Raw genomic sequence first — 22,742 nt, forward strand, 5'->3', positions numbered from 1 at the left:
TCCCAAGGCCACCACCTGCACGGATACCGTCCCCGTTCCGTTCCGCCGGCGGTGCTGCACCCTCGTGAAGCGATCACCTTGAGTAATCACTCCCGCGAAGTGGTGGGAGCCGCCGACAGGGCCGTCGGCAAGACCGTACGGGCCGCCCCCGGCATCGGAGGGCCCGTTAGGGTTTCCCGCATGGGGACCTGGATCGCGCCGAGCGCCATAGAACGAGAGCTGTACGAAGCCAAGCTCAGGAACGACTGGCCCGCCTACTTCGACGCCCTGGCCCGCGCCTGGCTCTTCGTCCCCATGGCCCGCGCATACGTCGACGCGCACCCCACCTCGGTCCTGCTCGAACCCGCGTACTTCCCGCAGGTACGCGCCCGTTGCTACGTGGCGTACACGGCGGGCATGCTGCCCGCCCCCACCGCCGACGGGGTCTTCACCCGCCAGAGCCTCGCCTGGTTCGCCGCCAATTTCGGGCCCGGCGATCCTCCGTACCTGGCCGTCAACCCCGGCAGCCCCTGCGAGGCCTTCCTGCCCGCCGGCCCCGGCGACCGCGCCGTGTGGAACGCCCACTGGGACCGGGCCCCCACCTACGGCCTGGAGCAGAACAAGGTGCACGGCCTGCACGTCGGGGGCCCGCTGCGCGGCCCCGCCGCCTTCGGGCTCGCCTGCGGCGCGCACCTCTCCGTACGCAACGGACTGTTCTGGAACGCCCTGGGCTACCACGGCGAGGGCTACATGAAGGAGCGCGAGAAGCTCAAGGAGTACTGGGGCATCACCACCCGCGAGGAATGGCTGCTCGGCACCGAGCGGCTGCTGACGGCCGACATGGTCAGCGCGGTCTGGGAGTTCACGCTGCGGATCCGCACGGCCCTCTCCAAGGAGTTCGCCGGGCCGGTGGACATCGAGCACTGGAGGCACGCCACCGAGGCGACCCTCCGGGCCAACGCGGAACGGGCGGCCGAGCCCCGGATCACCCCCGAAGGCGTCACCGTCGCCAGGCCCCGCTCCGCGGCGGAGGTGGAAGGGGAAGTCGCGGGCGTGCAGCGGGTCATCGGCCGCATCGCGCGCTACGAGCAGCGCTTCCGGGCCGACGGGATCCTCGGCGAGGGCAGGTTCGTCCGGTCCGTCGAGGCCTGGGACTACGGGCGAGCCTCCCAGATGGCCCGCTGGGGCCTCGGCGCCCGCCTGTGCACGCTCCAGGAGGCCGAGGACGCCGTCGTCAGGGCCGGGAGGGCCTGCCGGCTCTCGTACCGCTCCTGGGAGGACCTCTCCGCCGGGTTCATCCTGGGCCGCTGCCTCCAGTTCGACGAGGAGGAGTACGGGCACTGGTACACCGACATGGCCGCCACCCACCAGGCACTGATGAGCGATCCGGGCAGTCCGTGGCTCAACATCCCCTGGAACTAGGGGAAGCGGCACCAGTCGACTTTCCCCAGTAGCGGTGAAAGCTTGGACGGTCCGGGAAGGCCGCAACTAGCCTCGCCCGCATGACCATTGTGCTGAACGAAACGGTACGCAAACTGCTCGACTCCCCGCATCCGGCGGTGCTCACCACCCTCAACCCCGACGGCGGCCCGCAGAGTTCGGTGGTCTGGGTGGCCCGGGACGGCGACGAACTGCTGATCTCCACCGAGCAGGGGCGCCGCAAGCAGCGCAACATCGCCCGTGACGCGCGCGTCGGGCTGACGGTCTTCGACACCGCCAACCCGTTCGTGTACGTCGAGATCCGCGGCACGGCCGCCGTCACCGAGGACACGGGCCGCGAGGTGGCCGTCCTCATCGCGGAGCAGTACATGGGGCCGGGCGGCGGAAAGGAGTACGCCGAGGCCCCGGCCGAGAACGTCCGCCTCGTCGTGCGCATCACCCCGACCAAGGTGCTCGGCAACGCGGCCAAGGCCGGCTAGCCGCTTCCCGGCCGGCGCTACGGCAGGTGCGGGCGGACCTCCGACCAGGCGTCGACCGCCACGGCGAGCGGGTCGCCGTCCGCCAGATGGGGCCGTACGAGGGCCATCCAGGGCAGCAGGAGCTTGATGCGCCGCAGGTGCTGGATGCGGGGCCGCGGCAGGTCGCGCCAGGTGCGGGCCTCCGCGGCCGCCTCGGCCGGGGTCAGGTCGATCAGCGCCAGCGCGTCGCGGCACAGCCGCTCCGGGTCGCCGCCGCGGCCCGGGCCGAACTGCCCGATCAGGTAACCCCGTACGGCGGCCACCTCGACCGCGCGGTCCAGCGGGTGCGAGCCCTCCCAGTCCGCCTTGCGGTGCGTCGCGGCCAGCGCCACCGCACCCCAGCGCAGCCGGGTCTCCTCGGGCAGCCAGTCCCCCTGCATCCGGCCCACGGCCAGGGTCCGCAGGGTCAGCGGAAGCGGCTCGTCGAGCAGCGGCGGGCCGGTGGCCAGCCATGCCTCGATGTCCTCCAGCGAATGCCCGCCGGGCGGGACGGCCGTCAGCACCTGCCCCCGGGTGAGCAGTGCCACCAGGGCTCCGGTGAGGTGGACCTTGGCCACGTGCCCCGCGTCGAAGAAGGCCACGCTGCGCCCGTACCGCTCGATCCGCCGCAGCCCGAGCCGCAACTCCCCGACGGCGTAGACCTGCCCGGCGCGCGCCACCCCGCCGAGGCACCGCACCACGCACACCCCGCCCGTGACGTCCGCCTCCTCGACGGAGTACACCTGCAGCTCGGCGATGGCCACTCCCGCCCCCCTTCCCCGGCCGGGAGGCTACCGCCTGCGGGTGTCAGAGCGCCCCCCGGAGCCCGGCCCTGACCCGGGTCACGCGCGAGCCGGCCGCCGAGAAGCGGATCGAACGCACGACGCCGTCCACCGCGACCTCCCACCGGCCCGCGGCCGCGCCGGTGATGCGGACCGTGCGTTCGGCTTCCGCGAGGATCCCCGAGATCCGCAGGTCCCGTATGCCGGTGAACACGAGGGTGAAGTAGAGGGTGTTGTACGCGGTTCCCGGCTCGCCCCATGCGGGGAGCGGGTGCTCGGGGAGGTGCGCCGTCTCGAAGCCGAGGGTGACGGAGGTGTCCCGCTCGTCGATGTGGACGTCGTGGAGGGCGCAGGAGCCCAGCTCCGGCAGGACCTCGTAGAGAGCCGTCAACTCGGGCCAGTCGTTCATCCCATGACCCGTATGAAGTAGGTGTTCTCGTACGTCGGCGGCACCGTCGGGTGGCGGCGCTGCCAGAACGCGTTCGTGCGGTGGTGCGGTCCGTCGTCGGCGCCGTCGTCGGAGCGGGTGAAGACGCTCAGGGTGCCGGCCAGGACCGATGCGTTCGCCGTGAACGACACGTCCGCGCCCGCCGCCGTGATCCGTACGGCCAGCCGGTGGCGGGGCAGGGCGGTCAGGGCGACGTCGGCGGTGACCGGCGGCTGCCAGCCCGTCATCTCGAAGTCCTCCACGTGCGAGAACGCGAGCTGGCACTGCAGGGTGTCGCCCGGCCCGCCGCCCTCCCAGCGGTCCGGGTACCTCGGCAGGTCGAGCCGCAGGACGACGGACGGGGCCCAGCCGTCCAGGTGCACCGACCGCAGCCGGACGCCGGCCAGATCGGGCACCTCGTCGTAGTACGGCGCGAAGACGTCGCCGTTCGCGACGTACCGGTCCCATCGCAACGTCACGCCTCCGGCTCCGGGACCGGGCGGATCCGCGTGCTGTCCGGAAGGCCGGCCGGGCGACGTCTCATACGGTGATCATCCCCCGGGGCCGGGGGTCTTGCCCAGCAGGTCCGCGGCACGCCGAAGCCCCCCTCGCGGTGCGGTGGCGAGGGGGGCTTCGGGTACCGGATCGATCGGGACCGGGCTACGCCCAGGTGACCAGGCGGCGCGGGTGCTCCAGGACGGACGCGATGTCCGCCAGGAACTTCGAGCCGAGCTCGCCGTCGATGAGGCGGTGGTCGAACGACAGCGCCAGGGTGGTGACGTGGCGCGGCTTCACCTTGCCCTTGTGGACCCACGGCTGGAGCTTGATCGCGCCGACCGCGAGGATCGCGGACTCGCCGGGGTTCAGGATGGGCGTACCGGTGTCGACGCCGAAGACGCCGACGTTGGTGATGGTGATGGTGCCGTTCTGCATGTCGGCCGGGGAGGTCTTGCCGTCGCGGGCCGTGGCGACCAGCTCGGACAGGGCCGTCGACAGCTCGCCGAGGGTCTTGGCGTGCGCGTCCTTGATGTTCGGGACGATCAGGCCGCGCGGGGTGGCCGCCGCGATGCCCAGGTTGACGTAGTGCTTGAGCACGATCTCCTGGGCCGCCTCGTCCCAGGACGCGTTGACGTCCGGGTTGCGGCGGATGGCCACGAGCACCGCCTTGGCGATGAGCAGCAGCGGGTTGATCCGCAGACCGGCGAGGTCCGGGTCTTCCTTGAGCTCCTGGACCAGCTTCATCGTGCGGGTCACGTCGAAGGTGATGAACTCGGTGACGTGCGGCGCGGTGAACGCCGAGCCGACCATCGCCTGCGCCGTGACCTTGCGGACGCCCTTGACCGGGATGCGGGTCTCCCGGGCGCCCCCGGCCACCGCCGCCTCGGCCTGGACCGGTACGGGTGCCGGTACTGCCTGGGCCGGCGCGGGCACCGCCGCCTGCGGGGTGATCGCGGCCGCCGCGGCGGCGTGCACGTCTTCGCGGGTCACGACCCCGCCCTCGCCGGTGGGCACCACGGAGGCCAGGTCGATGCCGAGGTCCTTGGCCAGCTTGCGCACCGGCGGCTTCGCCAGCGGGCGCTCCCCGGCGGCGTGGCCGGTGCCGTTGCCGTTCAGCCCGGCGGCGGCCGGAGCCGCCTCCGGCTGGGTCGGTACGGCCGGCAGCGCCACCGGGGCGCTGCCGTTCTGCGCGGCCGGCGCGGCCTTGCGCGGGCGGCGCTTCGTCGAGGCCTGGGAGACCCCGTAGCCGACCAGGACGGGCTGGCGGGCGGCGGCGGCCGGCTCCTCGGCGGCCTCGGCCACGGCGACGGCCGCGGCAGGGGCCTCGACGGCGGCAGCGGCGGCCGCGGGAGCCTCCGCCTCACCCGTCTGCACCGAGATGATCACCTGGCCGACGTCGACCGTGGTGCCCTCCTCGAACAGCAGCGCGTGCACGACACCGTCGAACGGGATCGGCAGCTCCACGGCCGCCTTCGCCGTCTCGACCTCGCAGACGACCTGGCCGTCGGTGACGGTGTCACCCGGCTGGACGTACCACTTGAGGATCTCGGCCTCGGTCAGGCCCTCGCCCACGTCGGGCATCTTGAATTCGCGGATCGTCACGGGAACGCTCTCCTCAGTACGCAAGCGAGCGGTCGACGGCGTCGAGCACCCTGTCCAGGCCCGGCAGGTACTCGTCCTCCAGGCGGGCCGGCGGGTACGGGGCGTGGAAGCCGCCCACGCGCAGCACCGGCGCCTCGAGGTGGTAGAAGCACCGCTCCGTGATGCGGGCGGCGATCTCCGCGCCCGTGCCCAGGAACACCGGGGCCTCGTGGACGACCACGAGCCGGCGGGTCTTCTCCACCGAGACCTGCAGCCCGTCGAAGTCGATCGGGGACATCGAGCGCAGGTCCACGACCTCCACCGACTTGCCCTCCTCGGCCGCCGCGGCCGCCGCCTCCAGGCAGACCTTCACCATCGGGCCGTAGGCCGCCAGGGTGATGTCGGAGCCCTCGCGCGCCACGCGCGCCTTGTGCAGCTCGCCGGGGATGGCGTCGGTGTCGACCTCGCCCTTGTCCCAGTAGCGCCGCTTCGGCTCGAAGAAGATCACCGGGTCGTCGCTGAGGATCGCCTGCTGGAGCATCCAGTACGCGTCGCTCGCGTTCGAGGGCGAGACCACCTTCAGGCCCGGGACGTGCGCGAACAGCGCCTCGGGGGATTCCGAGTGGTGCTCCACCGCGCCGATGCCGCCGGCGTACGGGATGCGCACGACGACCGGCATCTTGACCTTGCCCAGCGCCCGCGCGTGCATCTTCGCGAGCTGCGTGACGATCTGGTCGTACGCGGGGAAGACGAACCCGTCGAACTGGATCTCCACCACGGGCCGGTAGCCGCGCAGCGCCAGGCCGATCGCCGTGCCGACGATGCCGGACTCGGCGAGCGGGGTGTCGATGACCCGCTCCTCGCCGAAGTCCTTCTGCAGGCCGTCGGTGATCCGGAAGACACCGCCCAGCTTGCCGACGTCCTCACCCATGATCAGGACCTTCGGGTCCTGCTCCAGGGCCTTGCGCAGGGACTCGTTGAGCGCCTTCGCGATCGACATCTTCTCGACAGCCATCAGTGACCCTCCTCGAAGGACGCGAGGTAGGCGGCGAACTGGGCGCGCTCCTCGTCGACGAGCGCGTGCCCGTCCGCGTAGACGTTCTCGAAGATCGCCATGGTGTCCGGGTCGGGCATGGCGCGCACGACCTCGCGCACCCGCTTGCCCAGCGTCTCGCTCTCGGCCTCCAGCGACTCGAAGAAGGCCTCGTCGGCCCCGCCGCTGGCCAGCAGGTAGGTCTTCAGGCGCAGGATCGGGTCCTTCGCCTCCCAGGCCTGCGTCTCCTCGTCCCGCCGGTACTTCGTCGGGTCGTCGGAGGTGGTGTGCGCGCCCATGCGGTACGTGAACGCCTCGACCAGGGTCGGGCCCTCGCCCGCGCGGGCCCGCGCCAGCGCCCAGCGGGTGACCGCGAGGCAGGCCAGGACGTCGTTGCCGTCCACGCGGACGCCCGGGAAGCCGAAGCCCTGGGCGCGCTGGTACAGCGGCACGCGCATCTGGCGCTCGGTCGGCTCGGAGATCGCCCACTGGTTGTTCTGGCAGAAGAACACCACGGGGGAGTTGTAGACGGCCGAGAAGGTGAACGCCTCGGCCACGTCGCCCTGGCTGGAGGCGCCGTCGCCGAAGTAGGCGATGACCGCGGAGTCCGCGCCGTCCTTGGCCACGCCCATCGCGTAACCGGTCGCGTGCAGCGTCTGCGAGCCGATGACGATCGTGTACAGGTGGAAGTTGTTGGTGTTCGGGTCCCAGCCGCCGTGGTTCACGCCGCGGAACATGCCGAGCAGGTTCGTCGGGTCGACGCCGCGGCACCAGGCCACGCCGTGCTCGCGGTACGTCGGGAAGACGTAGTCGTCGTCGCGCAGCGCGCGGCCGGAGCCGATCTGGGCGGCCTCCTGCCCGAGCAGCGAGGCCCACAGGCCCAGCTCGCCCTGGCGCTGCAGGGCGGTCGCCTCACCGTCGAAACGGCGGGTCAGGACCATGTCGCGGTAGAGCCCGCGCAGGTCCTCGGTGGTGATGTCCTCGACGAAGGAGAGGAACTCCGCGGCGTCGGGATTGTCCGCTGCGCTGACCCGTTCCCCTTCGGGCGTCAGCAGCTGTACGAGCTGGGGCTCGGCGTTCTGCGCGGTGGCGGCAGCCTTGGCAGCGGGGGCCTTGGCGGCGCTCGCCGCGCCTGCCGCCCGCTTGGTGCCGCTGCTGCGTCGCGGCTTGCGCGCGGCAGTGCTCTCCACGGTCACGTGTTGCTCCTCCGTCGGTCCGGCTCCCGGGTTCTCCGGGGTCCAGTGCGGCTCACCCGGATCCGTACCGGCACACAAGGGTGGGTGCGCGTCATGTACGGATTCGGGCGTGACAGGTGCCCCGGCAAGTGCCCTGCGCAATGCACGTTACCCAGTGCGCCGCATAACTGCGAAACCCCACTTGACCTGCGTTTTTGCTTGGATTTCCAAGTAAATCGGCAGGGCGGGGAACAACCACTGGTCACAGCCTTGCAGGGGGCCGGAACAACGGCACGTTATCCCGGGTAACGACGTCAGGGAAGGGGTGAGTGTGTGAAACTGAGTTCGTGCGCGAAGACGGAAAAATCAAGGTATTCCTCCTGGACGACCACGAAGTGGTACGCCGGGGTGTCCATGAGCTCCTTTCGGTCGAAGACGACATCGAGATCGTCGGCGAGGCCGGCACCGCCGCCGACGCCCTGGTTCGCATCCCCGCCACCCGTCCCGACGTGGCCGTGCTCGACGTGCGCCTGCCGGACGGCAGCGGTGTGGAGGTCTGCCGCGAGGTCCGTTCCCAGAACGAGGACATCAAGTGCCTGATGCTCACCTCGTTCGCCGACGACGAGGCCCTCTTCGACGCGATCATGGCCGGGGCCTCGGGCTACGTGCTCAAGGCGATTCGCGGCAATGAGCTGCTCAGCGCCGTACGGGACGTGGCGGCCGGAAAGTCGCTGCTCGACCCCGTCGCCACGGCGCGGGTGCTGGAGCGGCTGCGCGACGGCAAGAACGGCAAGGGCGACGACCGTCTGTCGAACCTCACCGAGCAGGAGCGGAAGATCCTCGACCTGATCGGCGAGGGCCTGACCAACCGCGTCATCGGCGAGCGGCTGCACCTGGCCGAGAAGACCATCAAGAACTACGTCTCGAGCCTGCTGTCCAAGCTGGGCATGGAGCGCCGCTCCCAGGCGGCGGCGTACGTGGCCCGGCTGCAGGCCGAGAAGCGCGTCTGACCGGCGGCGCGCCCGGCCGGCACACGTGCCCGGCACACCCGGTCGACGTGGGGCCGTTCCACTCGGGACCAACGTCCCCGATCATCGGGGCGGCTGCCTCTTTTCGGCGGAGCGTCCGTACCGGACAGTGGACGCATGTCTCCGGAGGAACTCCACGCCATCGAACTGCTGCGCCGGGTGCCGTACGGCAGGGTGGCCACCAGCATGCGCGCGCTGCCCTTCCTCGCCCTCGCCCGCCACATCGTGGTGGGCGGCGACGTCGTGCTGAGAATGCACGCGGGCTTCGGCTACCACCAGGCGTGCAACGGCAGCGTGGTGGCCTACGGCGCCGACAACTTCAATTCTGCGGATCTCCGGCTGTGGTCCGTGCAGTTCACCGGAACGGCCCAGGTCGTCGAGCCGACCACGCAGGAACTGGAACTGTTCGGACCGGTTCCGCATTTCGTGGACGGCGCGGTCTTCGACCCCGTCTACATGCGCATCGAACCCCAGTTCGTCACCGTGCACTCCCTGGCCGGAAATCCGGACAGGGAGTACCAGCACGCCCTCTGAGCTGCGAATTCCGCTTACTGATCTTCCAGCGGGTTATTCGGCGGGTCCACCGGCGGAGACACGCTCTTCGACGGCGACGCCGACTTCGACGGGGACTTCGACGGACTGCTCGACGCGGAAGTCGAAGGGCTGGTCGAAGGCGACGTGGACGGCGTGGCGCTCTGGGTGAACTTGCTGCGGCTCGGCGACGGCACGTGCTCCTCCGACTGACGCGTCGACGGCGTCTCCTGCGAGGGGGTCACCTGCTGGTCGGACGGAGTGCTCTGCTGCCCGCTCGAAGAGCTCTGGACGGCCGGCGGAGTGCTGTCGTCGTTGTTCTTGCCCGACACCGAGTTGACGGCGTACGCCACGCCGCCGGCGATCGCGACGATGGCCAGCACCGCGAACAGCCACAGCTTCCAGCGGCTGCCGCCGCGGTCGTCGTAGCCCTCGTACCCGTCACGGCCGCCCTGCCCGCCGCCGTGGTTGTCGTACCCGCCCCCGCCGGGGAAGGCCGAGCCGTCGTCCGGGTTCAGCGGCGGCACCATCGCCTGCTGGAACTGCGAGGTCGTGGCGTGCGCCCCGTACGGCTGCTGCCCGCCGGTCTGGCCCATCGGCATCGCCGTGGTCTGCGCGGCCCCGCCGCGCCCGTGCGGCAGGGCCATCGTGACCGGGCCGGTGTTCCAGGTGCCGGTGTTCGCGCCCTGGTCGTGCAGCATCTGGAGCGCGTACTGGACCAGCCCGCGCATCTCCTCGGCGCTCTGGAACCGGTCGTCCGGGTCCTTGGCGAGGGAGCGCATGACGAGCCCGTCGAGCTCCTGCGGGATGTGGTGGCCCTCCGGCAGCTGCGAGGGCGGAACCGGCGCGTCCTGCACGTGCTGATAGACCACGGACAGCGGGGTCTCACCGGTGAACGGAGGCCGCAGCGCGAGCAGTTCGTACAGCAGGCAACCGGTCGCGTACAGGTCGGAGCGGTGGTCCACCGCCTTGCCGAGCGCCTGCTCGGGCGACAGGTACTGCGGGGTGCCCATGACCATGCCGGTCTGGGTCATCGTCGACTGGGCGCCGTGCAGGGCGCGCGCGATGCCGAAGTCCATGACCTTGACCGCGCCGGTCTCGGTGATGATGACGTTGGCGGGCTTGATGTCGCGGTGCACGATGCCGTGCTGGTGCGAGTACGCGAGCGCTTCGAGCACGCCCGAGGTGATGATGAGCGCCTGCTCCGGGCCCGGGGCCTCGGCGCTGATCAGCAGATCGCGGATGGTGCGGCCCTCGACCAGCTCCATCACGATGTACGGGACGGTGTTGGGGCCGACCTTGTCCTCGCCGGAGTCGTACACGGCCACGACGGCGTGGTGGTTGAGGCCGGCGACCGACTGCGCCTCACGCGTGAAGCGGGCCTTGGAGACCGGGTCCTCCGCGAGGTCGGCGCGCAGCAGCTTCACGGCGACGGTCCGGCCCAGGCGGACGTCCTCGGCGGCGAACACCTCCGCCATGCCGCCGCGGCCCAGGCGGTGGGTGAGCCGGTAGCGGCCGTCGCCGACCAGGCCGCCGGCGCCCCAATGCTCAGGACCATCGGCCATCCCGGCGCCGTTTCCCTCGGGTTCGGGTGCCATCAGTCCTCGCCGTCGTCTCTCTCGGCCGCCGCTCAGCGGTAGGTCCTTTTCGGGTGCTCCGATGAACGCTACAGCCTCGGAACAGGTCGCCGTTCGGACAATGGCGCGCCGTGCCCCCGTGGTCACGGAACGGGCACCTGGCTTGACGTGTGCTTGCCCTCCGGCAGACTGGGCGCCACATGCGCTCAGCCAGAGGCGTTGGGACACATCCCGAGGGGAAGCAACAGTCATGAGCCAGGACGGCACTCAGGGCCAGTACGCGGGCGGCTCTCTGGCCGGTGGCCGTTACCAGCTAAGGGACTTGCTGGGTGCGGGCGGCATGGCGTCCGTCTACCTGGCGTACGACTCGGCGCTCGACCGGCAGGTAGCCATCAAGACCCTGCACAGCGATCTCGGCCGGGAGCAGTCGTTCCGCGAGCGCTTCCGCCGTGAGGCGCAGGCTGTTGCGAAACTGTCGCACACGAACATCGTCTCGGTCTTCGACACGGGCGAAGGCGAAGTGACGTTCAGCGGTCCCGGGGCGGGCGACGCCGCGGTGATGCCGTACATCGTCATGGAGTACGTGGAGGGCCGGCCCCTGGGCTCGGTCCTGGAGGCGGACATCCACCAGTACGGGGCGATGCCGGCCGACAAGGCGCTGAAGGTGACGGCCGACGTGCTGGCCGCGCTGGAGGTCAGCCACGAGATGGGCCTGGTCCACCGTGACATCAAGCCCGGCAACGTGATGATGACCAAGCGCGGCCTGGTCAAGGTGATGGACTTCGGCATCGCCCGCGCCATGCAGTCGGGGGTCACCTCGATGACGCAGACCGGCATGGTCGTCGGCACCCCCCAGTACCTCTCCCCCGAGCAGGCGCTGGGGCGCGGGGTCGACGCCCGCTCCGACCTGTACTCGGTCGGCATCATGCTGTTCCAGCTGCTGACCGGCCGGATCCCGTTCGACGCGGACTCGCCGCTGGCCATCGCGTACGCGCACGTGCAGGAGGAGCCGGTCGCTCCCTCCTCCATCAACCGCTCGGTCACCCCGGCGATGGACGCGCTGGTGGCGCGGGCCCTGAAGAAGAACCCGAACGAGCGCTTCCCCACGGCCGCCGCCATGCGCGACGAGGTCGCGCGGGTGATGTCGGCCGGCCAGGCCGGGGCGCCGGCCATCGTTCCGGGCGCGCACACGGGCGGCAGCGGCGCGGGCGTCGGCTCGGCCGTCTTCCCGCCGGTGGACTCCGGGTTCCAGCCGCCGGCCCAGTCCGTGCAGCAGCCGTACGCGCCGACCCCGCCGCCGTCCCCGTACGCCCCGCAGACCGCCGCGCCGACGGCGCAGCAGCACGCGCAGGGCGGGTACGCCTATCCGCCGCAGCAGCAGCCCGTCTCGCACCAGCAGCAGTACGCCCCCCAGACCCCGCCGCCGTTCACGATCTCGCCGGCGGGCTCCACGACCGCCTCGGGCGGGGGCGGCGACAAGCGGAACATGCCGGTGGTCGTCGGCGCGATCGCGGTGGCGGTGCTGGCCATCGGCGGTCTGATCACGGCGATCTCGATGAACGGCAACGGGGACAAGGACAAGGCCGGCGACACGGCCTCGTCGCCGGGGGCCTCCGCGGCCGCCTCGGGCTCGGCCAAGGGCGGCTTCAAGGGTCCGGACACCTCGCGCACGATCGACCCGGCCAAGTGCAAGGACCCGGTGAAGTCCTACAACGACGCCAACAAGTACTCGGCGCCGGACCTGACCTACAAGAACCTGCTCTCGGTCAAGGCGTGCATCCAGGCCTCCGGCGGCAAGTACAAGATCGTCGAGAAGGACGAGGCCGTGTACGGCAAGGACACGGTGCTCGAGCAGAACCCCCGCGCCGGGGAGAAGATCGACAAGGAAGGCACGGAGTACACGCTGACCGTGTCGACCGGCAATCCGGAGTAGTACCGGAGCAGCCCGGAGCGGCCCGGAGCGGCCTGCCGGAGCAGCGGTGCGGAGCGGCCTTCCGGAGCATCGCGGTGCAGTTGGTCCGTCCCGGCATCCCGGGCGCCCCTGATGGGGCGCCCGGGATGCCTGTTTTGTCCCGGTATGTGAACCTGAGCCCAACATCTCGGCTGCTCGGGACGGGAGGGGCTCCCCGTGACTCAACGCCTCCGCGCGCAGCGCTGGCTGGCCGGGGCGGCAGTGGCCGCCGCGGCGCTGTCCCCCGCCGCCCCTGCCGCCTCCGCCGTGTCCGCGGCCTCCTCCGCCGCCTCGTCCCCGGCCGGCCGCACCTCGGCCGTCCCTCCCCTCGCCGAGGCCCTCCCGGGCAGGGCTCCCGCCGCCGCGCCGAAGACCGACGGCGCCGACCCCGACCGGGTGGCCGACGTACCGCACGAGGCGTACGAGGAGCTCGCCGGCAGCGCCGCCGGGGTCGGGCGGGAGCGGCCCGGGAGGCCCGCCGCCGAGCCCGCGAACCCGGAGACCGTGCTCGCCGCCCGCCCCCTCCTCCCGGTCCGCCCGCACCACCGTCCGGCCGCCCCGCAGCCGGTGCGGCCGTCACCCCCGCCGAGCCCCCCGCCCGTGGTCACCGCGATCGGCACCGGGCCGAACGAGCGCGCCGCCGACCTGGCCGCGCACATACTGCCGCTCGGCACCGGATTCGCCCTGATGGGGCTGGGGCTCGGCTACCTCGGACTGCGGCTGCGCAAGGGCCTCTGACGCCCCCGCGGACCCGTCGCGAGCCGGAGGCCGGGGCGCCCGTCCCCCCTGCGGCGTACACCTCAGGATGGTTGCGCGGCCCTGCATACTCGGTATACATACTGAGTATGTCGATCCGCCACGGCCTGCTCGCCCTGCTGGAAAGGGGTCCTCGGTACGGCTCTCAGCTGCGTACCGAGTTCGAATCCCGCACCGGCTCCACCTGGCCGCTCAACGTCGGGCAGGTGTACACCACCCTGGCCCGCCTCGAACGCGACGGCCTCGTCGCACCCGGCGGCGAGGACGCCGCCGGGCACACCCTCTACGCCATCACCGATTCCGGACGCGCCGAACTGCACCAGTGGTACGAGCGCCCCGTCGACCGCACCAACCCGCCCCGTGACGAGCTGTCCATCAAGCTCGCCATGGCCGTGGGCGCCCCCGGAGTGGACATCCGCGCCGTCATCCAGGCCCAGCGGCACGCCACGATCAAGGCGATGCAGGACTACACCCGGCTCAAGGCGCAGGCACTCGCCGCGATCGAGAGCGGCAAGTCCCGCGAGCGCGACGACGTGGCCTGGCTGCTGGTCCTGGAGCAGCTGATCTTCCAGACCGAGGCCGAGGCCCGCTGGCTCGACCACTCCGAATCGCGCCTCGTACGGCTCTCCCTGCCGGCCGACCGGAGAGCCGAACCCGAACCACCCCAGGCCGCAGACACCGACGCCCCCGCGGCCGCCGCCGCACCCGAGCCCCGCGCCTTCCGCACACCGCGCGGCTGAAGCCACCACCGTCCCAGGGGGGACCCATGCCCGACCAGCAGTCCGCGCCCCACATACCGCCCGCGCCGTCGGAACGGCCGGTGCTCCAGCTCACCCGGCTCGTCCGCACGCACGGCAGCGGCGCCACCGAGGTACACGCCCTGCGCGGCATCGACCTGTCCGTCTACCCCGGCGAGCTCGTGGCCGTCATGGGCCCCTCCGGCTCCGGCAAGTCCACGCTGCTCACCCTGGCCGGCGGCCTCGACACGCCCACCAGCGGCCACGTCATCGTCGAGGGCACGGACATCACCACCGCGAGCCGCAAGCAGCTGGCCGCGCTGCGCCGCCGCAGCATCGGGTACGTCTTCCAGGACTACAACCTGATCCCGGCCCTCACCGCCGCCGAGAACGTGGCACTGCCCCGGGAGCTCGACGGGACCTCCGCCCGCAAGGCCCGCACCTCGGCCCTGGCCGCGCTGGAGGAGATGGGCCTCGGGCAGCTCGCCGACCGCTTCCCCGACGAGATGTCCGGAGGCCAGCAGCAGCGCGTGGCCATCGCCCGGGCCCTCGTCGGCGACCGCCGTCTGGTCCTCGCGGACGAGCCCACCGGCGCCCTCGACTCCGAGACCGGCGAATCCGTCCTCGCCCTGCTGCGCTCGCGCTGCGACGCGGGCGCCGCCGGAATCCTCGTCACCCACGAACCGCGGTTCGCCGCGTGGGCGGACCGCGTGGTCTTCCTGCGCGACGGCAGCGTGGTCGACGAGACCCTGCGCAGCCAGGCCGACTCCCTGCTCTCCGGGCAGGCCGGCCGGTGAAGTCCTCGTACCACGCGTGGATCGCGGCCATCCGGATCGCCCGCCGCGATGCCTGGCGGGCCAAGGGCCGCAGCGCCCTCGTCCTCGCGATGATCGCCCTGCCGATCGTCGGCGTGAGCGCCGCCGATCTCACCACGCGCAGCGCGCAGCTCTCCCCCGAGCAGACCGTCTCCCGTGCGATCGGCGCTGCCGACGCCCGGCTGAAGGACTCGGAGCTGAGCGGGCCCGTCTACCAGGACGTCGAGGGCAAGAACTCCATGCCCGTCGGCGGCTACGACAAGTACACCCCCAGGTCGGATTCGGATCCCAACCTCCTGACCTCGGCGATCCCGCCGGGTGCCCAGTCCCTCAAGGACAGCACGGCGCACACCAAGATCCGCACCCGGTACGGCCTGCTGGAAACCGACCTGCGGGAGATCGACGCGGCCAGTCCGCTGGTCAAGGGCATGATCGAGCTGAAGCGGGGGCAGCTGCCGCAGGAGGCGGGCGAGGTCGTCGCCACGACCGCCTTCCTGGAGGAGTCCGGGTTCTTCGTCGGCTCCGAGTTCCGCGCGCGCGGCTCGGACGCCTGGTACCGGATCGTGGGCGCGTACGAGCTGCCGTCCGAGCTGAGGAAGAGCGAGGTCCTCGCCCCGCCCGGCACCCTGCTGGCCCCGCTCGACAAGGCCTTCCAGGCCGCCGGGGTCCCCGGCGTGGTCGCCACCGACACCTACCTGGTCAAGGTCGGCGGCGATGGTTTCACGTGGAACATGGTCAAGGCGCTCAACACGAAGAGCGTCCAGGTCGTCTCCCGCGCCGTGCAGCTCGACCCGCCGGCCGAGTCCGACGTGCCGTACATCGTCCAGCAGAAGGAACTGGGCTACTACAACCGGGACAACGGGCTCCCGACCACCGAACTGGCCGTCCTGGCCACGGTCGTCGGCCTCGCGATGCTGGAGATCTGCCTGCTGGCCGGTCCCGCCTTCGCGGTCGGCGCCCGGCGCTCGCGCCGCCAGCTCGGCCTGGTCGGCGCCAACGGCGGCGACCGGCGCCACATCCGGGCCATCGTGCTCTCCGGCGGGCTCGTCATCGGCGCCGCGGCCGCCGTCACCGGCACGGTCCTCGGCGTCGCGCTCACCCTGGGGCTGCGGCCGACGCTGGAGGAGTATCTCGGCGCCCGCTTCGGCGGGTTCACCTTCCGCCCGCTGGAGATCCTCGGCATCGCCCTGCTCGCCGTCGTGACCGGCCTGCTGGCCGCGATCGCCCCGGCCGTCACCGCCTCCCGGCAGACCGTGCTGGCCTCGCTCACCGGCCGTCGCGGGACCCGCCGGGCCAACCGGGTACTGCCCGTCCTCGGCCTCCTCGCCCTCGCCGGCGGCGCCGCGATCGCCCTCTACGGCACGGCCTCCCGGATGGGCTCCACCGTCGTCGCGGGCGGCAGCGCCATCGCCGAACTGGGCATCGTCGCCCTCACCCCGGTGCTGGTCGGCCTGTTCGGGCGGCTCGGCCGCTGGCTGCCGCTGTCGCCGCGGCTCGCGCTGCGCGACGCCGTGCGCAACCGGGGCCGTACGGCCCCCGCCGTGGCCGCCGTCCTGGCCGCCGTCGCCGGCACCGTCGCGGTGGCCACGTACCAGCACAGCGCGGAGGTCCAGGCCCGCCACGAGTACGTCGCCGATCTCCCGGGCGGCGCGGGGATGGTGGCGATCCACGAGCTCGGCCGCAGCAAGGACATGCCCGCCGTCCGCGAGGCCCTGACACAGGAACTCCCGCTGGCCGTAAGGGCGGACGTGGACCACATCTCGTACGGCAAGCCCGGCTGCGAGCGGTTCACCGGCCCCGAGGGCTGCGGCCGTGCCGAGATCATGCGGCCCAAGGAACAGCGCTGCCCGCTCTACGAGGCCAAGGACGGGATCGACTCGTTCGACCGCGCCGAGCAGAGGAGGCTGCGCAAGGACCCGCGGTGCGTGTACAACCGCCACTCCGCGCAGTTCGACGTGGTCGTCGCCGACGAGAAGCTGCTGACGGCGCTCGCGGTCACCGATCCGGGTGCGGTGTCCGCGCTGAAGGAGGGCAAGGGCGTCTCCTTCGACAAGCGCAACGTCAAGGACGGCAAGGTCACCCTCCGGCTGATCGACAACAAGCAGGACGGCTTCGAGCCGGGGGTCGACCCGAAGGGGGAGGACAAGGTCTTCGCCGTCCACCAGGCGCCCGACACCGCCGAGGGGTACGGCCTGGAGCTCGTCCTGCCGCCCGCCGCGGCCAAGAGCGCCGGGCTGACCACCCTGCCGTACGCCTCGTACTTCACCGTGGACGGCACGGCCACCAGCCGGCAGAAGCAGCGGGTGGCGGCGCGGATCGACCAGATCGGCGTGGAGGCCCCCGTCACCATCGAGGCCGGCTACCAGGCCCAGGCCGACCTCACGATGCTGGCCCTGACCATCTTCGCGGGCCTGGTCACCATCGGCGCAGCCGGCATCGCCACCGGCCTCGCGCAGGCCGATGCCGAGGCCGACCTGAAGACCCTGGCGGCGGTCGGCGCACCGCCGCGGGTGCGGCGCACGCTCAGCGGCTTCCAGTGCGGGGTGGTGGCCCTGATGGGCGTGGTCCTGGGCTCGGTGGCGGGCATCCTGCCGGCGGTCGGCCTGCGGCTGGTCCAGCGGCGGGAGACCGAACACCTCCTGGAGATGGCCGGCGACGCGAACGACAGGCTGTACGTGCCGATCGCGGTGCCGTGGGAGACCCTCGGCGGGCTGCTCGTCGTGGTCCCGCTCGGCGCGGCCCTGCTGGCCGCCCTGGTCACCAAGTCCAGCGGCGCGATGGCGCGGCGCGAGGCGGGCTGACGGTCACTGTGCGTTCTCGCCCCCGTACAGGGTGGATCACGCCCGTACGGGGGCACACCGTGTGAGTAAGACGGTGTGCGAGAGAATGACGGCATGGAGATGCCGAGGAGTGAACGGTCGCAGGACAGCCCCCCGCCCGGCCTGATCGTGGGACAGGACGGGATGCCGGTCGGCGGCGCCGATGACGAGTCGCGCGAGGTCCCGGTGACGGAGATGGTCGAACAGCCCGCCAAGGTCATGCGGATCGGCAGCATGATCAAGCAACTTCTGGAAGAGGTCCGCGCCGCACCTCTGGACGAGGCCAGCCGGGTCCGTCTGAAGGACATCCACGCAGCGTCCGTGAAGGAGCTGGAGGACGGTCTGGCTCCGGAACTGGTGGAGGAACTGGAGCGCCTGTCGCTCCCCTTCACCGAGGAGGCGATCCCCTCCGAGGCGGAACTGCGGATCGCCCAGGCCCAGTTGGTGGGCTGGCTGGAAGGCCTGTTCCACGGCATCCAGACGGCGCTGTTCGCGCAGCAGATGGCCGCGCGGGCCCAGCTGGAACAGATGCGCCGCGCCCTCCCGCCGGGCGCCCCGACGGACGAGGAAGACGGCCACGGCGCCATCCGGTCGGGCCCGTACCTGTAAGCGAAGACGTGGCACGAGGACCGGGGTCCCGGGGCTTTGGCCCCGGGACCCCGGTCCCATAAATAAGCCCGTGGTAAGTGCGGCTCCCCGCCGGGGACATGGGCCGCGCATACTCACAGGTATGACCTACGACGCGATCGTCCTGGCCGGCGGCGCCGCGCGACGACTCGGGGGCGCGGACAAGCCCGCCCTCCAGGTCGGCGGGCGCGCTCTCCTGGACCGCGTCCTGGACGCCTGCGCCGACGCCGCCACCACCGTCGTGGTCGGCGGCCGCCGCCCCACCGCCCGCCCGGTCCGCTGGACCCGGGAGGACCCGCCCGGCGCCGGCCCCGTCGCCGCCCTGGACGCCGGACTGCGCGCGACCACGGCCGAGCTGGTCCTCGTCCTCTCCGCCGACCTGCCGTTCCTCGACCGGGACACGGTCCGGACGCTGCTGCGGGCCCCGGCCGCCGGAGGCGACGGCGCCCTGCTGCGCGATCCCGGCGGCCGCGACCAGCCCCTCGTCGCCGCCTACCGCGCCGAGCCCCTGCGCCGTGAGATCGCGCTCCTGGCGACCGAGCACGGCACCCTCTCCGGCCTCCCCCTGCGGGCTCTCACCGCGGAGCTCGACCTGGCCAAGGTGACCGACTCTGCGCCACTCGCCTCCTTCGACTGCGACACCTGGGAGGATCTCGCCGTCGCCCGAGCACGGATCAGGGAGCATGGAAACGTGCTGGACCAATGGATCAACGCCGCCAAGACCGAGCTGGGCATCGACGTCCCCGTCGACACCAAGATCCTGCTCGACCTCGCCCGTGACGCCGCACACGGCGTCGCCCGGCCCGCCGCCCCCCTGACCACCTTCCTGGTCGGCTACGCGGCCGCCCGGGCCGAAGCCGCAGGTGCCGACCCCGCCACCGCGGTCGCCGAGGCCTCCCGCAAGGCCGCCGACCTGGCGCTGCGCTGGGCCGCCGAAGCCGAAACCGAAGCCGAAGCCGGGGCCGCCGGGGGCAAGTCCGACGCCGAGGGCAAGACCGAGGCCCGAGAGAACGGCTCAGGATGACCCCCACCGACGCCGACCACGCCCTCCGGGCCCTCGACGAGGCCCTGGCCCTGGTCAGCCGCGACCCCCACGCCGCCGACGCCGCCGGCGGCCACCGTGCCACCGCCTGGCCGCGGGCGCGGGAGGCCGCGGTCCGCGCCGGCTCCGGCATCAGGCCGCGCACGCACCTGGTCCCCCTCGGGGACGCGCTCGGCGAGGTGCTGGCCCAGTCCCTGGACGCGCTCACCGACCTGCCGTCCTTCGACAGCTCGGCCATGGACGGCTGGGCCGTGGCCGGCCCCGGTCCCTGGACGATCCGCACGGGCGCCGGGGTACTGGCCGGGTCCGACCGCCCCGAGCCGCTGGCCGACGGCGAGGCCGTACGGATCGCGACCGGCGCGCGGATCCCCGCCGACACCACCGCCGTGATCCGCACCGAGCACTCGCGCGAGTCCGGCACCCAGCTCCACGCCGACCGGGCCGTCCTCACCGGCCAGGACATCCGCCCGCGCGGCCAGGAGTGCCGCTCCGGCGATCTGCTGCTGCCCGCCGGCTCCCTCGTCACCCCGGCCGTCCTGGGACTCGCCGCGGCCGCCGGGTACGACGAGCTCACCACCCGGCCCCGGCCCCGCGTCGAGATCCTCGTGCTCGGGGACGAACTGCTCACCGAAGGCCGCCCGCACGACGGCCTGATCCGGGACGCCCTCAGCCCCATGCTCGGCCCCTGGCTCACACGGCTCGGCGCCGAGGTCACCGCCACCCGGCGGCTCGGCGACGACCCGGCCGGGGCCAAGGCCCTGCTGGCCGCCGTCACGGACTCCGAGGCCGACCTGGTCGTCACCACCGGCGGCACCGCCTCCGGCCCCGTCGACCACGTCCACCCCGTCCTGCGCGAGGCCGGCGCCGAACTGCTCGTCGACGGGGTCGCCGTACGCCCCGGACACCCGATGCTGTTGGCCCGGCTCGGCGACCGCACCGACGGACGCCACCTGGTCGGCCTGCCCGGCAACCCGCTCGCCGCCGTCTCCGCGCTGCTGACCCTCGCGGAACCGCTGCTGCGCGCCCTGGCCGGCCGCCGCCAGCGGCCCCGGTACACCGTCCCGGTGCAGGGCGACGTACCCGGACACCCGTACGACACCCGGCTCGTGCCGGTGCTGCTGACCGACGAGCACGCCGTACCGCTGCGCTACAACGGTCCTGCCATGCTGCGCGGCGTCGCCGCGGCCGACGGGCTGGCCGTCGTACCGCCGCACGGCGCGCGTGACGGACAGGACCTGGAGATCCTGGATCTGCCGTGGGTCTCAGGAGGATGTTTCACGTGAAACTCCACGGCCACGACGCGATGGCCAGGGCCGCCGACGAGAAACTCGTCTCACGACGCATCAAACTGCCCAAGCGCGTCGTGGAGAAGCCGCTCCGGCAGGTCGGCAAACGCCTGTTGATGGCCCTGTTCGTCCTGTTCCTGACGGTCATGATCGTGTGGCTCGACCGCGACGGGTACCACGACAACGCCAACGAGAGCGTCGATTTCCTCGACTGCGTCTACTACGCCACGGTGACCCTGTCGACGACCGGATACGGCGACATCGTCCCCTACAGCGACAGCGCGCGGCTGACCAACATCCTGCTGATCACGCCCCTGCGCGTGCTCTTCCTGATCATCCTGGTCGGAACCACGCTGGAAGTCCTGACCGAGAAGACCCGCGAAGAGTGGCGGCTGAGCCGCTGGAGGAAGAACTTGCGTGAGCACACGGTCGTCGTCGGCTTCGGCACCAAGGGCCGCTCGGCCCTGCAGACGCTGCTGGCCACCGGCCTCCGGAAGGAGCAGGTCGTCATCGTGGACCCGAGCGCCAAGGTGATCGACACGGCCAACGCGGAGGGCTTCACCGGAGTCGTGGGGGACGCCACGCGCTCCGATGTACTGCTCCGCGCCGAGCTGCAGAAGGCCCGTCAGATCGTCATCGCGACGCAGCGGGACGACACCGCCGTGCTGGTCACGCTGACGGCACGGCAGATGAACCGCGGCGCGAAGATCGTCGCGGCGGTCCGCGAGGAGGAGAACGCGCCGCTGCTGCGCCAGTCGGGTGCGGACGCGGTCATCACGAGCGCGAGCGCGGCCGGCCGGCTGCTGGGGCTCTCGGTGCTGAGCCCCAGCGCGGGCACGGTGATGGAGGACCTGATCCAGCAGGGCAGCGGACTGGACCTGATCGAACGGCCCGTGCGGAAGGCCGAGGTCGGCAAGGGCGTACGGGAGACGGAGGACCTGGTGGTGAGCGTGCTGCGCGGGCACCGGCTGCTCGCGTACGACGACCCGCACGCCAGCCCGCTCCAGCTGACGGACCGTCTCATCACCATCGTGCGCGCGGCATCACTCGCCTCGCCGCCGATGGCCAAGGGGCCCACCGACTAGACCTGTCACGGCCTGTGGGGCGCCCGGGTGGCGTACCCTCCGGGCCATGCATGCGATCACCATCGAACAGCCCGGCGGCCCCGAGGCCCTCGTCTGGGCCGAGGTACCCGATCCGGTGGCCGGCGAGGGCGAGGTCCTCGTCGACGTCGCGGCGAGCGCCGTGAACCGCGCCGACGTCCTCCAGCGCCAGGGGTTCTACGATCCCCCGCCCAGCGCCTCCCGCCACCCCGGCCTGGAGTGCTCGGGGCGGATCTCCGCCCTCGGGCCGGGCGTGTCCGGCTGGGCGGTGGGCGACGAGGTGTGCGCCCTGCTCGGCGGCGGCGGGTACGCGGAGCGGGTGGCCGTCCCGGCGGGCCAGCTGCTGCCGGTCCCGGCCGGCGTGGACCTGGTGACGGCGGCGGCGCTGCCCGAGGTGGCCTGCACGGTGTGGTCGAACGTGTTCATGGTGGCGGGCCTGCGCCCCGGCGAGACGGTGCTCGTGCACGGCGGATCCAGCGGCATCGGCACGATGGCGATCCAGCTGGCGAAGGCGGTCGGCGCGACGGTGGCGGTGACCGCGGGTGGCCCGGAGAAGCTGGCGCGCTGCAAGGAGCTGGGCGCGGACATCCTGATCGACTACCGCGAGCAGGACTTCGTGGCGGAGCTGCGGGCCGCGACCGGCGGCGCCGGGGCGGACGTGATCCTGGACATCATGGGAGCGAAGTACCTGGCGCGGAACCTGGACGCGCTGGCCGTGAACGGCCGGCTCGCGGTGATCGGGCTGCAGGGCGGGGTGAAGGCGGAGCTCAACCTGGGCGCGCTGCTGGCGAAGCGTGCGGCCATCACCGCCACCTCGTTGCGGGCGCGGCCGCTGGAGGAGAAAGCGGCCATCGTGGCGGCGGTACGGGAACACGTGTGGCCGCTGGTGGCCGCCGGCCGGGTGAATCCGGTGGTCCACGCCACCTTCCCCATGGCGGACGCCTCCGAGGCCCACCGCACGATGGAATCGAGCACGCACGTGGGCAAGCTCCTGCTCACCACCTGACCGGTCCCGCCGCGCGGCTCCTTCTCCCCGCCCCGCCTTTCCGCCCGTTCCC

21 protein-coding genes are annotated in these 22,742 nt (G+C 72.3%); 14 read left to right on the forward strand and 7 right to left on the reverse strand.

Annotated features, from left to right (window positions below; translation table 11 throughout):
• The first annotated feature begins 180 nt into the window (after positions 1–180).
• Positions 181–1,401, forward strand: coding sequence for a DUF1266 domain-containing protein (locus ACFY1T_RS09580; protein ID WP_390787697.1), 1,221 nt, complete (start codon positions 181–183; stop codon positions 1,399–1,401).
• Between the two features lie 80 nt (positions 1,402–1,481).
• On the forward strand, positions 1,482–1,898 hold the full coding sequence (locus tag ACFY1T_RS09585; RefSeq protein WP_390787698.1) for a PPOX class F420-dependent oxidoreductase: 417 nt from the start codon (positions 1,482–1,484) through the stop codon (positions 1,896–1,898).
• 17 nt (positions 1,899–1,915) lie between these two features.
• Here ACFY1T_RS09585 and ACFY1T_RS09590 read toward each other — a convergent pair whose 3' ends face one another.
• The 6 genes from ACFY1T_RS09590 to pdhA form a co-directional block, all read right to left on the reverse strand.
• Positions 1,916–2,680 (reverse strand): hypothetical protein, encoded by a 765-nt coding sequence (locus ACFY1T_RS09590; protein ID WP_390787699.1) that lies wholly within the window; start codon positions 2,678–2,680, stop codon positions 1,916–1,918.
• Positions 2,681–2,723: 43 nt separating this feature from the next.
• A complete protein-coding gene (locus tag ACFY1T_RS09595; RefSeq protein WP_390787700.1) occupies positions 2,724–3,107 on the reverse strand; it encodes an Imm50 family immunity protein in 384 nt (127 codons plus the stop codon).
• Positions 3,104–3,604, reverse strand: coding sequence for a hypothetical protein (locus ACFY1T_RS09600; protein ID WP_390787701.1), 501 nt, complete (start codon positions 3,602–3,604; stop codon positions 3,104–3,106). Before ACFY1T_RS09600 ends, ACFY1T_RS09595 begins: the two co-directional genes overlap by 4 nt.
• Before the next feature lie 181 nt (positions 3,605–3,785).
• Entirely contained in the window at positions 3,786–5,204 is a 1,419-nt protein-coding gene (locus tag ACFY1T_RS09605) for a dihydrolipoamide acetyltransferase family protein (RefSeq protein ID WP_390787899.1), read from the reverse strand.
• A 34-nt stretch (positions 5,205–5,238) separates the two neighbouring features.
• Positions 5,239–6,219, reverse strand: coding sequence for an alpha-ketoacid dehydrogenase subunit beta (locus ACFY1T_RS09610; RefSeq protein WP_030857582.1), 981 nt, complete (start codon positions 6,217–6,219; stop codon positions 5,239–5,241).
• The gene (pdhA, locus tag ACFY1T_RS09615) at positions 6,219–7,433 is read right to left on the reverse strand and encodes a pyruvate dehydrogenase (acetyl-transferring) E1 component subunit alpha (RefSeq protein WP_030857584.1); all 1,215 of its coding nucleotides are present in this window, start codon (positions 7,431–7,433) and stop codon (positions 6,219–6,221) included. Before pdhA ends, ACFY1T_RS09610 begins: the two co-directional genes overlap by 1 nt.
• Positions 7,434–7,759: 326 nt before the next feature.
• On the opposite strand from pdhA, the gene ACFY1T_RS09620 reads away from it, so the two are divergent.
• Together ACFY1T_RS09620 and ACFY1T_RS09625 are read left to right on the forward strand one after the other, a co-directional pair.
• Positions 7,760–8,422: a response regulator gene (locus ACFY1T_RS09620; RefSeq protein WP_390787702.1), complete on the forward strand. Its 663-nt coding sequence runs from the start codon at positions 7,760–7,762 to the stop codon at positions 8,420–8,422.
• 135 nt (positions 8,423–8,557) lie between these two features.
• Positions 8,558–8,974 carry a pyridoxamine 5'-phosphate oxidase family protein gene (locus ACFY1T_RS09625; protein WP_390787703.1) on the forward strand — a complete coding sequence of 139 codons (417 nt, stop codon included), beginning with the start codon at positions 8,558–8,560 and terminating at the stop codon, positions 8,972–8,974.
• A 14-nt stretch (positions 8,975–8,988) separates the two neighbouring features.
• Here the strand turns inward: ACFY1T_RS09625 and ACFY1T_RS09630 are convergent, their stop codons facing one another.
• Entirely contained in the window at positions 8,989–10,569 is a 1,581-nt protein-coding gene (locus ACFY1T_RS09630; RefSeq protein WP_078859971.1) for a protein kinase, read from the reverse strand.
• Positions 10,570–10,798: 229 nt separating this feature from the next.
• Here ACFY1T_RS09630 and ACFY1T_RS09635 point away from each other — a divergent pair, with 229 nt between their 5' ends.
• The 10 genes from ACFY1T_RS09635 (at position 10,799) to ACFY1T_RS09680 (ending at position 22,690) form a co-directional block, all read left to right on the forward strand.
• On the forward strand, positions 10,799–12,481 hold the full coding sequence (locus tag ACFY1T_RS09635) for a protein kinase (protein WP_390787704.1): 1,683 nt from the start codon (positions 10,799–10,801) through the stop codon (positions 12,479–12,481).
• A gap of 195 nt (positions 12,482–12,676) precedes the next feature.
• A complete protein-coding gene (locus ACFY1T_RS09640; RefSeq protein ID WP_390787705.1) occupies positions 12,677–13,237 on the forward strand; it encodes a hypothetical protein in 561 nt (186 codons plus the stop codon).
• Positions 13,238–13,344: 107 nt separating this feature from the next.
• Positions 13,345–13,995, forward strand: a complete 651-nt coding sequence (locus ACFY1T_RS09645) for a PadR family transcriptional regulator (RefSeq protein WP_390787706.1) — start codon at positions 13,345–13,347, stop codon at positions 13,993–13,995.
• A 26-nt stretch (positions 13,996–14,021) separates the two neighbouring features.
• The gene (locus ACFY1T_RS09650) at positions 14,022–14,789 is read left to right on the forward strand and encodes an ABC transporter ATP-binding protein (RefSeq protein WP_051804994.1); all 768 of its coding nucleotides are present in this window, start codon (positions 14,022–14,024) and stop codon (positions 14,787–14,789) included.
• Positions 14,786–17,608 (forward strand): FtsX-like permease family protein, encoded by a 2,823-nt coding sequence (locus ACFY1T_RS09655; protein WP_390787707.1) that lies wholly within the window; start codon positions 14,786–14,788, stop codon positions 17,606–17,608. Before ACFY1T_RS09650 ends, ACFY1T_RS09655 begins: the two co-directional genes overlap by 4 nt.
• A 93-nt stretch (positions 17,609–17,701) precedes the next feature.
• A complete protein-coding gene (locus ACFY1T_RS09660) occupies positions 17,702–18,235 on the forward strand; it encodes a bacterial proteasome activator family protein (RefSeq protein ID WP_030857605.1) in 534 nt (177 codons plus the stop codon).
• Between the two features lie 121 nt (positions 18,236–18,356).
• On the forward strand, positions 18,357–19,277 hold the full coding sequence (locus ACFY1T_RS09665) for an NTP transferase domain-containing protein (protein ID WP_390787708.1): 921 nt from the start codon (positions 18,357–18,359) through the stop codon (positions 19,275–19,277).
• Positions 19,274–20,578, forward strand: a complete 1,305-nt coding sequence (locus ACFY1T_RS09670) for a molybdopterin molybdotransferase MoeA (protein ID WP_390787709.1) — start codon at positions 19,274–19,276, stop codon at positions 20,576–20,578. The genes ACFY1T_RS09665 and ACFY1T_RS09670 overlap by 4 nt, the downstream gene beginning before the upstream one ends.
• Positions 20,566–21,666, forward strand: coding sequence for a potassium channel family protein (locus ACFY1T_RS09675; protein WP_390787710.1), 1,101 nt, complete (start codon positions 20,566–20,568; stop codon positions 21,664–21,666). The genes ACFY1T_RS09670 and ACFY1T_RS09675 overlap by 13 nt, the downstream gene beginning before the upstream one ends.
• Positions 21,667–21,712: 46 nt before the next feature.
• On the forward strand, positions 21,713–22,690 hold the full coding sequence (locus ACFY1T_RS09680; RefSeq protein ID WP_390787711.1) for an NAD(P)H-quinone oxidoreductase: 978 nt from the start codon (positions 21,713–21,715) through the stop codon (positions 22,688–22,690).
• Positions 22,691–22,742 lie beyond the last annotated feature (52 nt).

The organism is Streptomyces sp. NPDC001194 (genome assembly GCF_042896985.1).
GTDB lineage: Bacteria > Actinomycetota > Actinomycetes > Streptomycetales > Streptomycetaceae > Streptomyces.

Excerpts from the sequence above, each read along its gene's own strand:
- ACFY1T_RS09675 (WP_390787710.1), top strand. The coding sequence starts at position 20,566 with ATGTTTCACGTGAAACTCCACGGCCACGACGCGATGGCCAGGGCCGCC.
- ACFY1T_RS09625 (WP_390787703.1), top strand. The coding sequence starts at position 8,558 with ATGTCTCCGGAGGAACTCCACGCCATCGAACTGCTGCGCCGGGTGCCG.
- ACFY1T_RS09610 (WP_030857582.1), bottom strand. The coding sequence starts at position 6,219 with ATGGCTGTCGAGAAGATGTCGATCGCGAAGGCGCTCAACGAGTCCCTG.
- ACFY1T_RS09660 (WP_030857605.1), top strand. The coding sequence starts at position 17,702 with ATGGAGATGCCGAGGAGTGAACGGTCGCAGGACAGCCCCCCGCCCGGC.
- ACFY1T_RS09680 (WP_390787711.1), top strand. The coding sequence starts at position 21,713 with ATGCATGCGATCACCATCGAACAGCCCGGCGGCCCCGAGGCCCTCGTC.
- ACFY1T_RS09585 (WP_390787698.1), top strand. The coding sequence starts at position 1,482 with ATGACCATTGTGCTGAACGAAACGGTACGCAAACTGCTCGACTCCCCG.
- ACFY1T_RS09650 (WP_051804994.1), top strand. The coding sequence starts at position 14,022 with ATGCCCGACCAGCAGTCCGCGCCCCACATACCGCCCGCGCCGTCGGAA.
- ACFY1T_RS09670 (WP_390787709.1), top strand. The coding sequence starts at position 19,274 with ATGACCCCCACCGACGCCGACCACGCCCTCCGGGCCCTCGACGAGGCC.
- ACFY1T_RS09605 (WP_390787899.1), bottom strand. The coding sequence starts at position 5,204 with ATGCCCGACGTGGGCGAGGGCCTGACCGAGGCCGAGATCCTCAAGTGG.
- ACFY1T_RS09580 (WP_390787697.1), top strand. The coding sequence starts at position 181 with ATGGGGACCTGGATCGCGCCGAGCGCCATAGAACGAGAGCTGTACGAA.
- ACFY1T_RS09630 (WP_078859971.1), bottom strand. The coding sequence starts at position 10,569 with ATGGCACCCGAACCCGAGGGAAACGGCGCCGGGATGGCCGATGGTCCT.
- ACFY1T_RS09645 (WP_390787706.1), top strand. The coding sequence starts at position 13,345 with ATGTCGATCCGCCACGGCCTGCTCGCCCTGCTGGAAAGGGGTCCTCGG.
- ACFY1T_RS09595 (WP_390787700.1), bottom strand. The coding sequence starts at position 3,107 with ATGAACGACTGGCCCGAGTTGACGGCTCTCTACGAGGTCCTGCCGGAG.
- ACFY1T_RS09635 (WP_390787704.1), top strand. The coding sequence starts at position 10,799 with ATGAGCCAGGACGGCACTCAGGGCCAGTACGCGGGCGGCTCTCTGGCC.
- ACFY1T_RS09665 (WP_390787708.1), top strand. The coding sequence starts at position 18,357 with ATGACCTACGACGCGATCGTCCTGGCCGGCGGCGCCGCGCGACGACTC.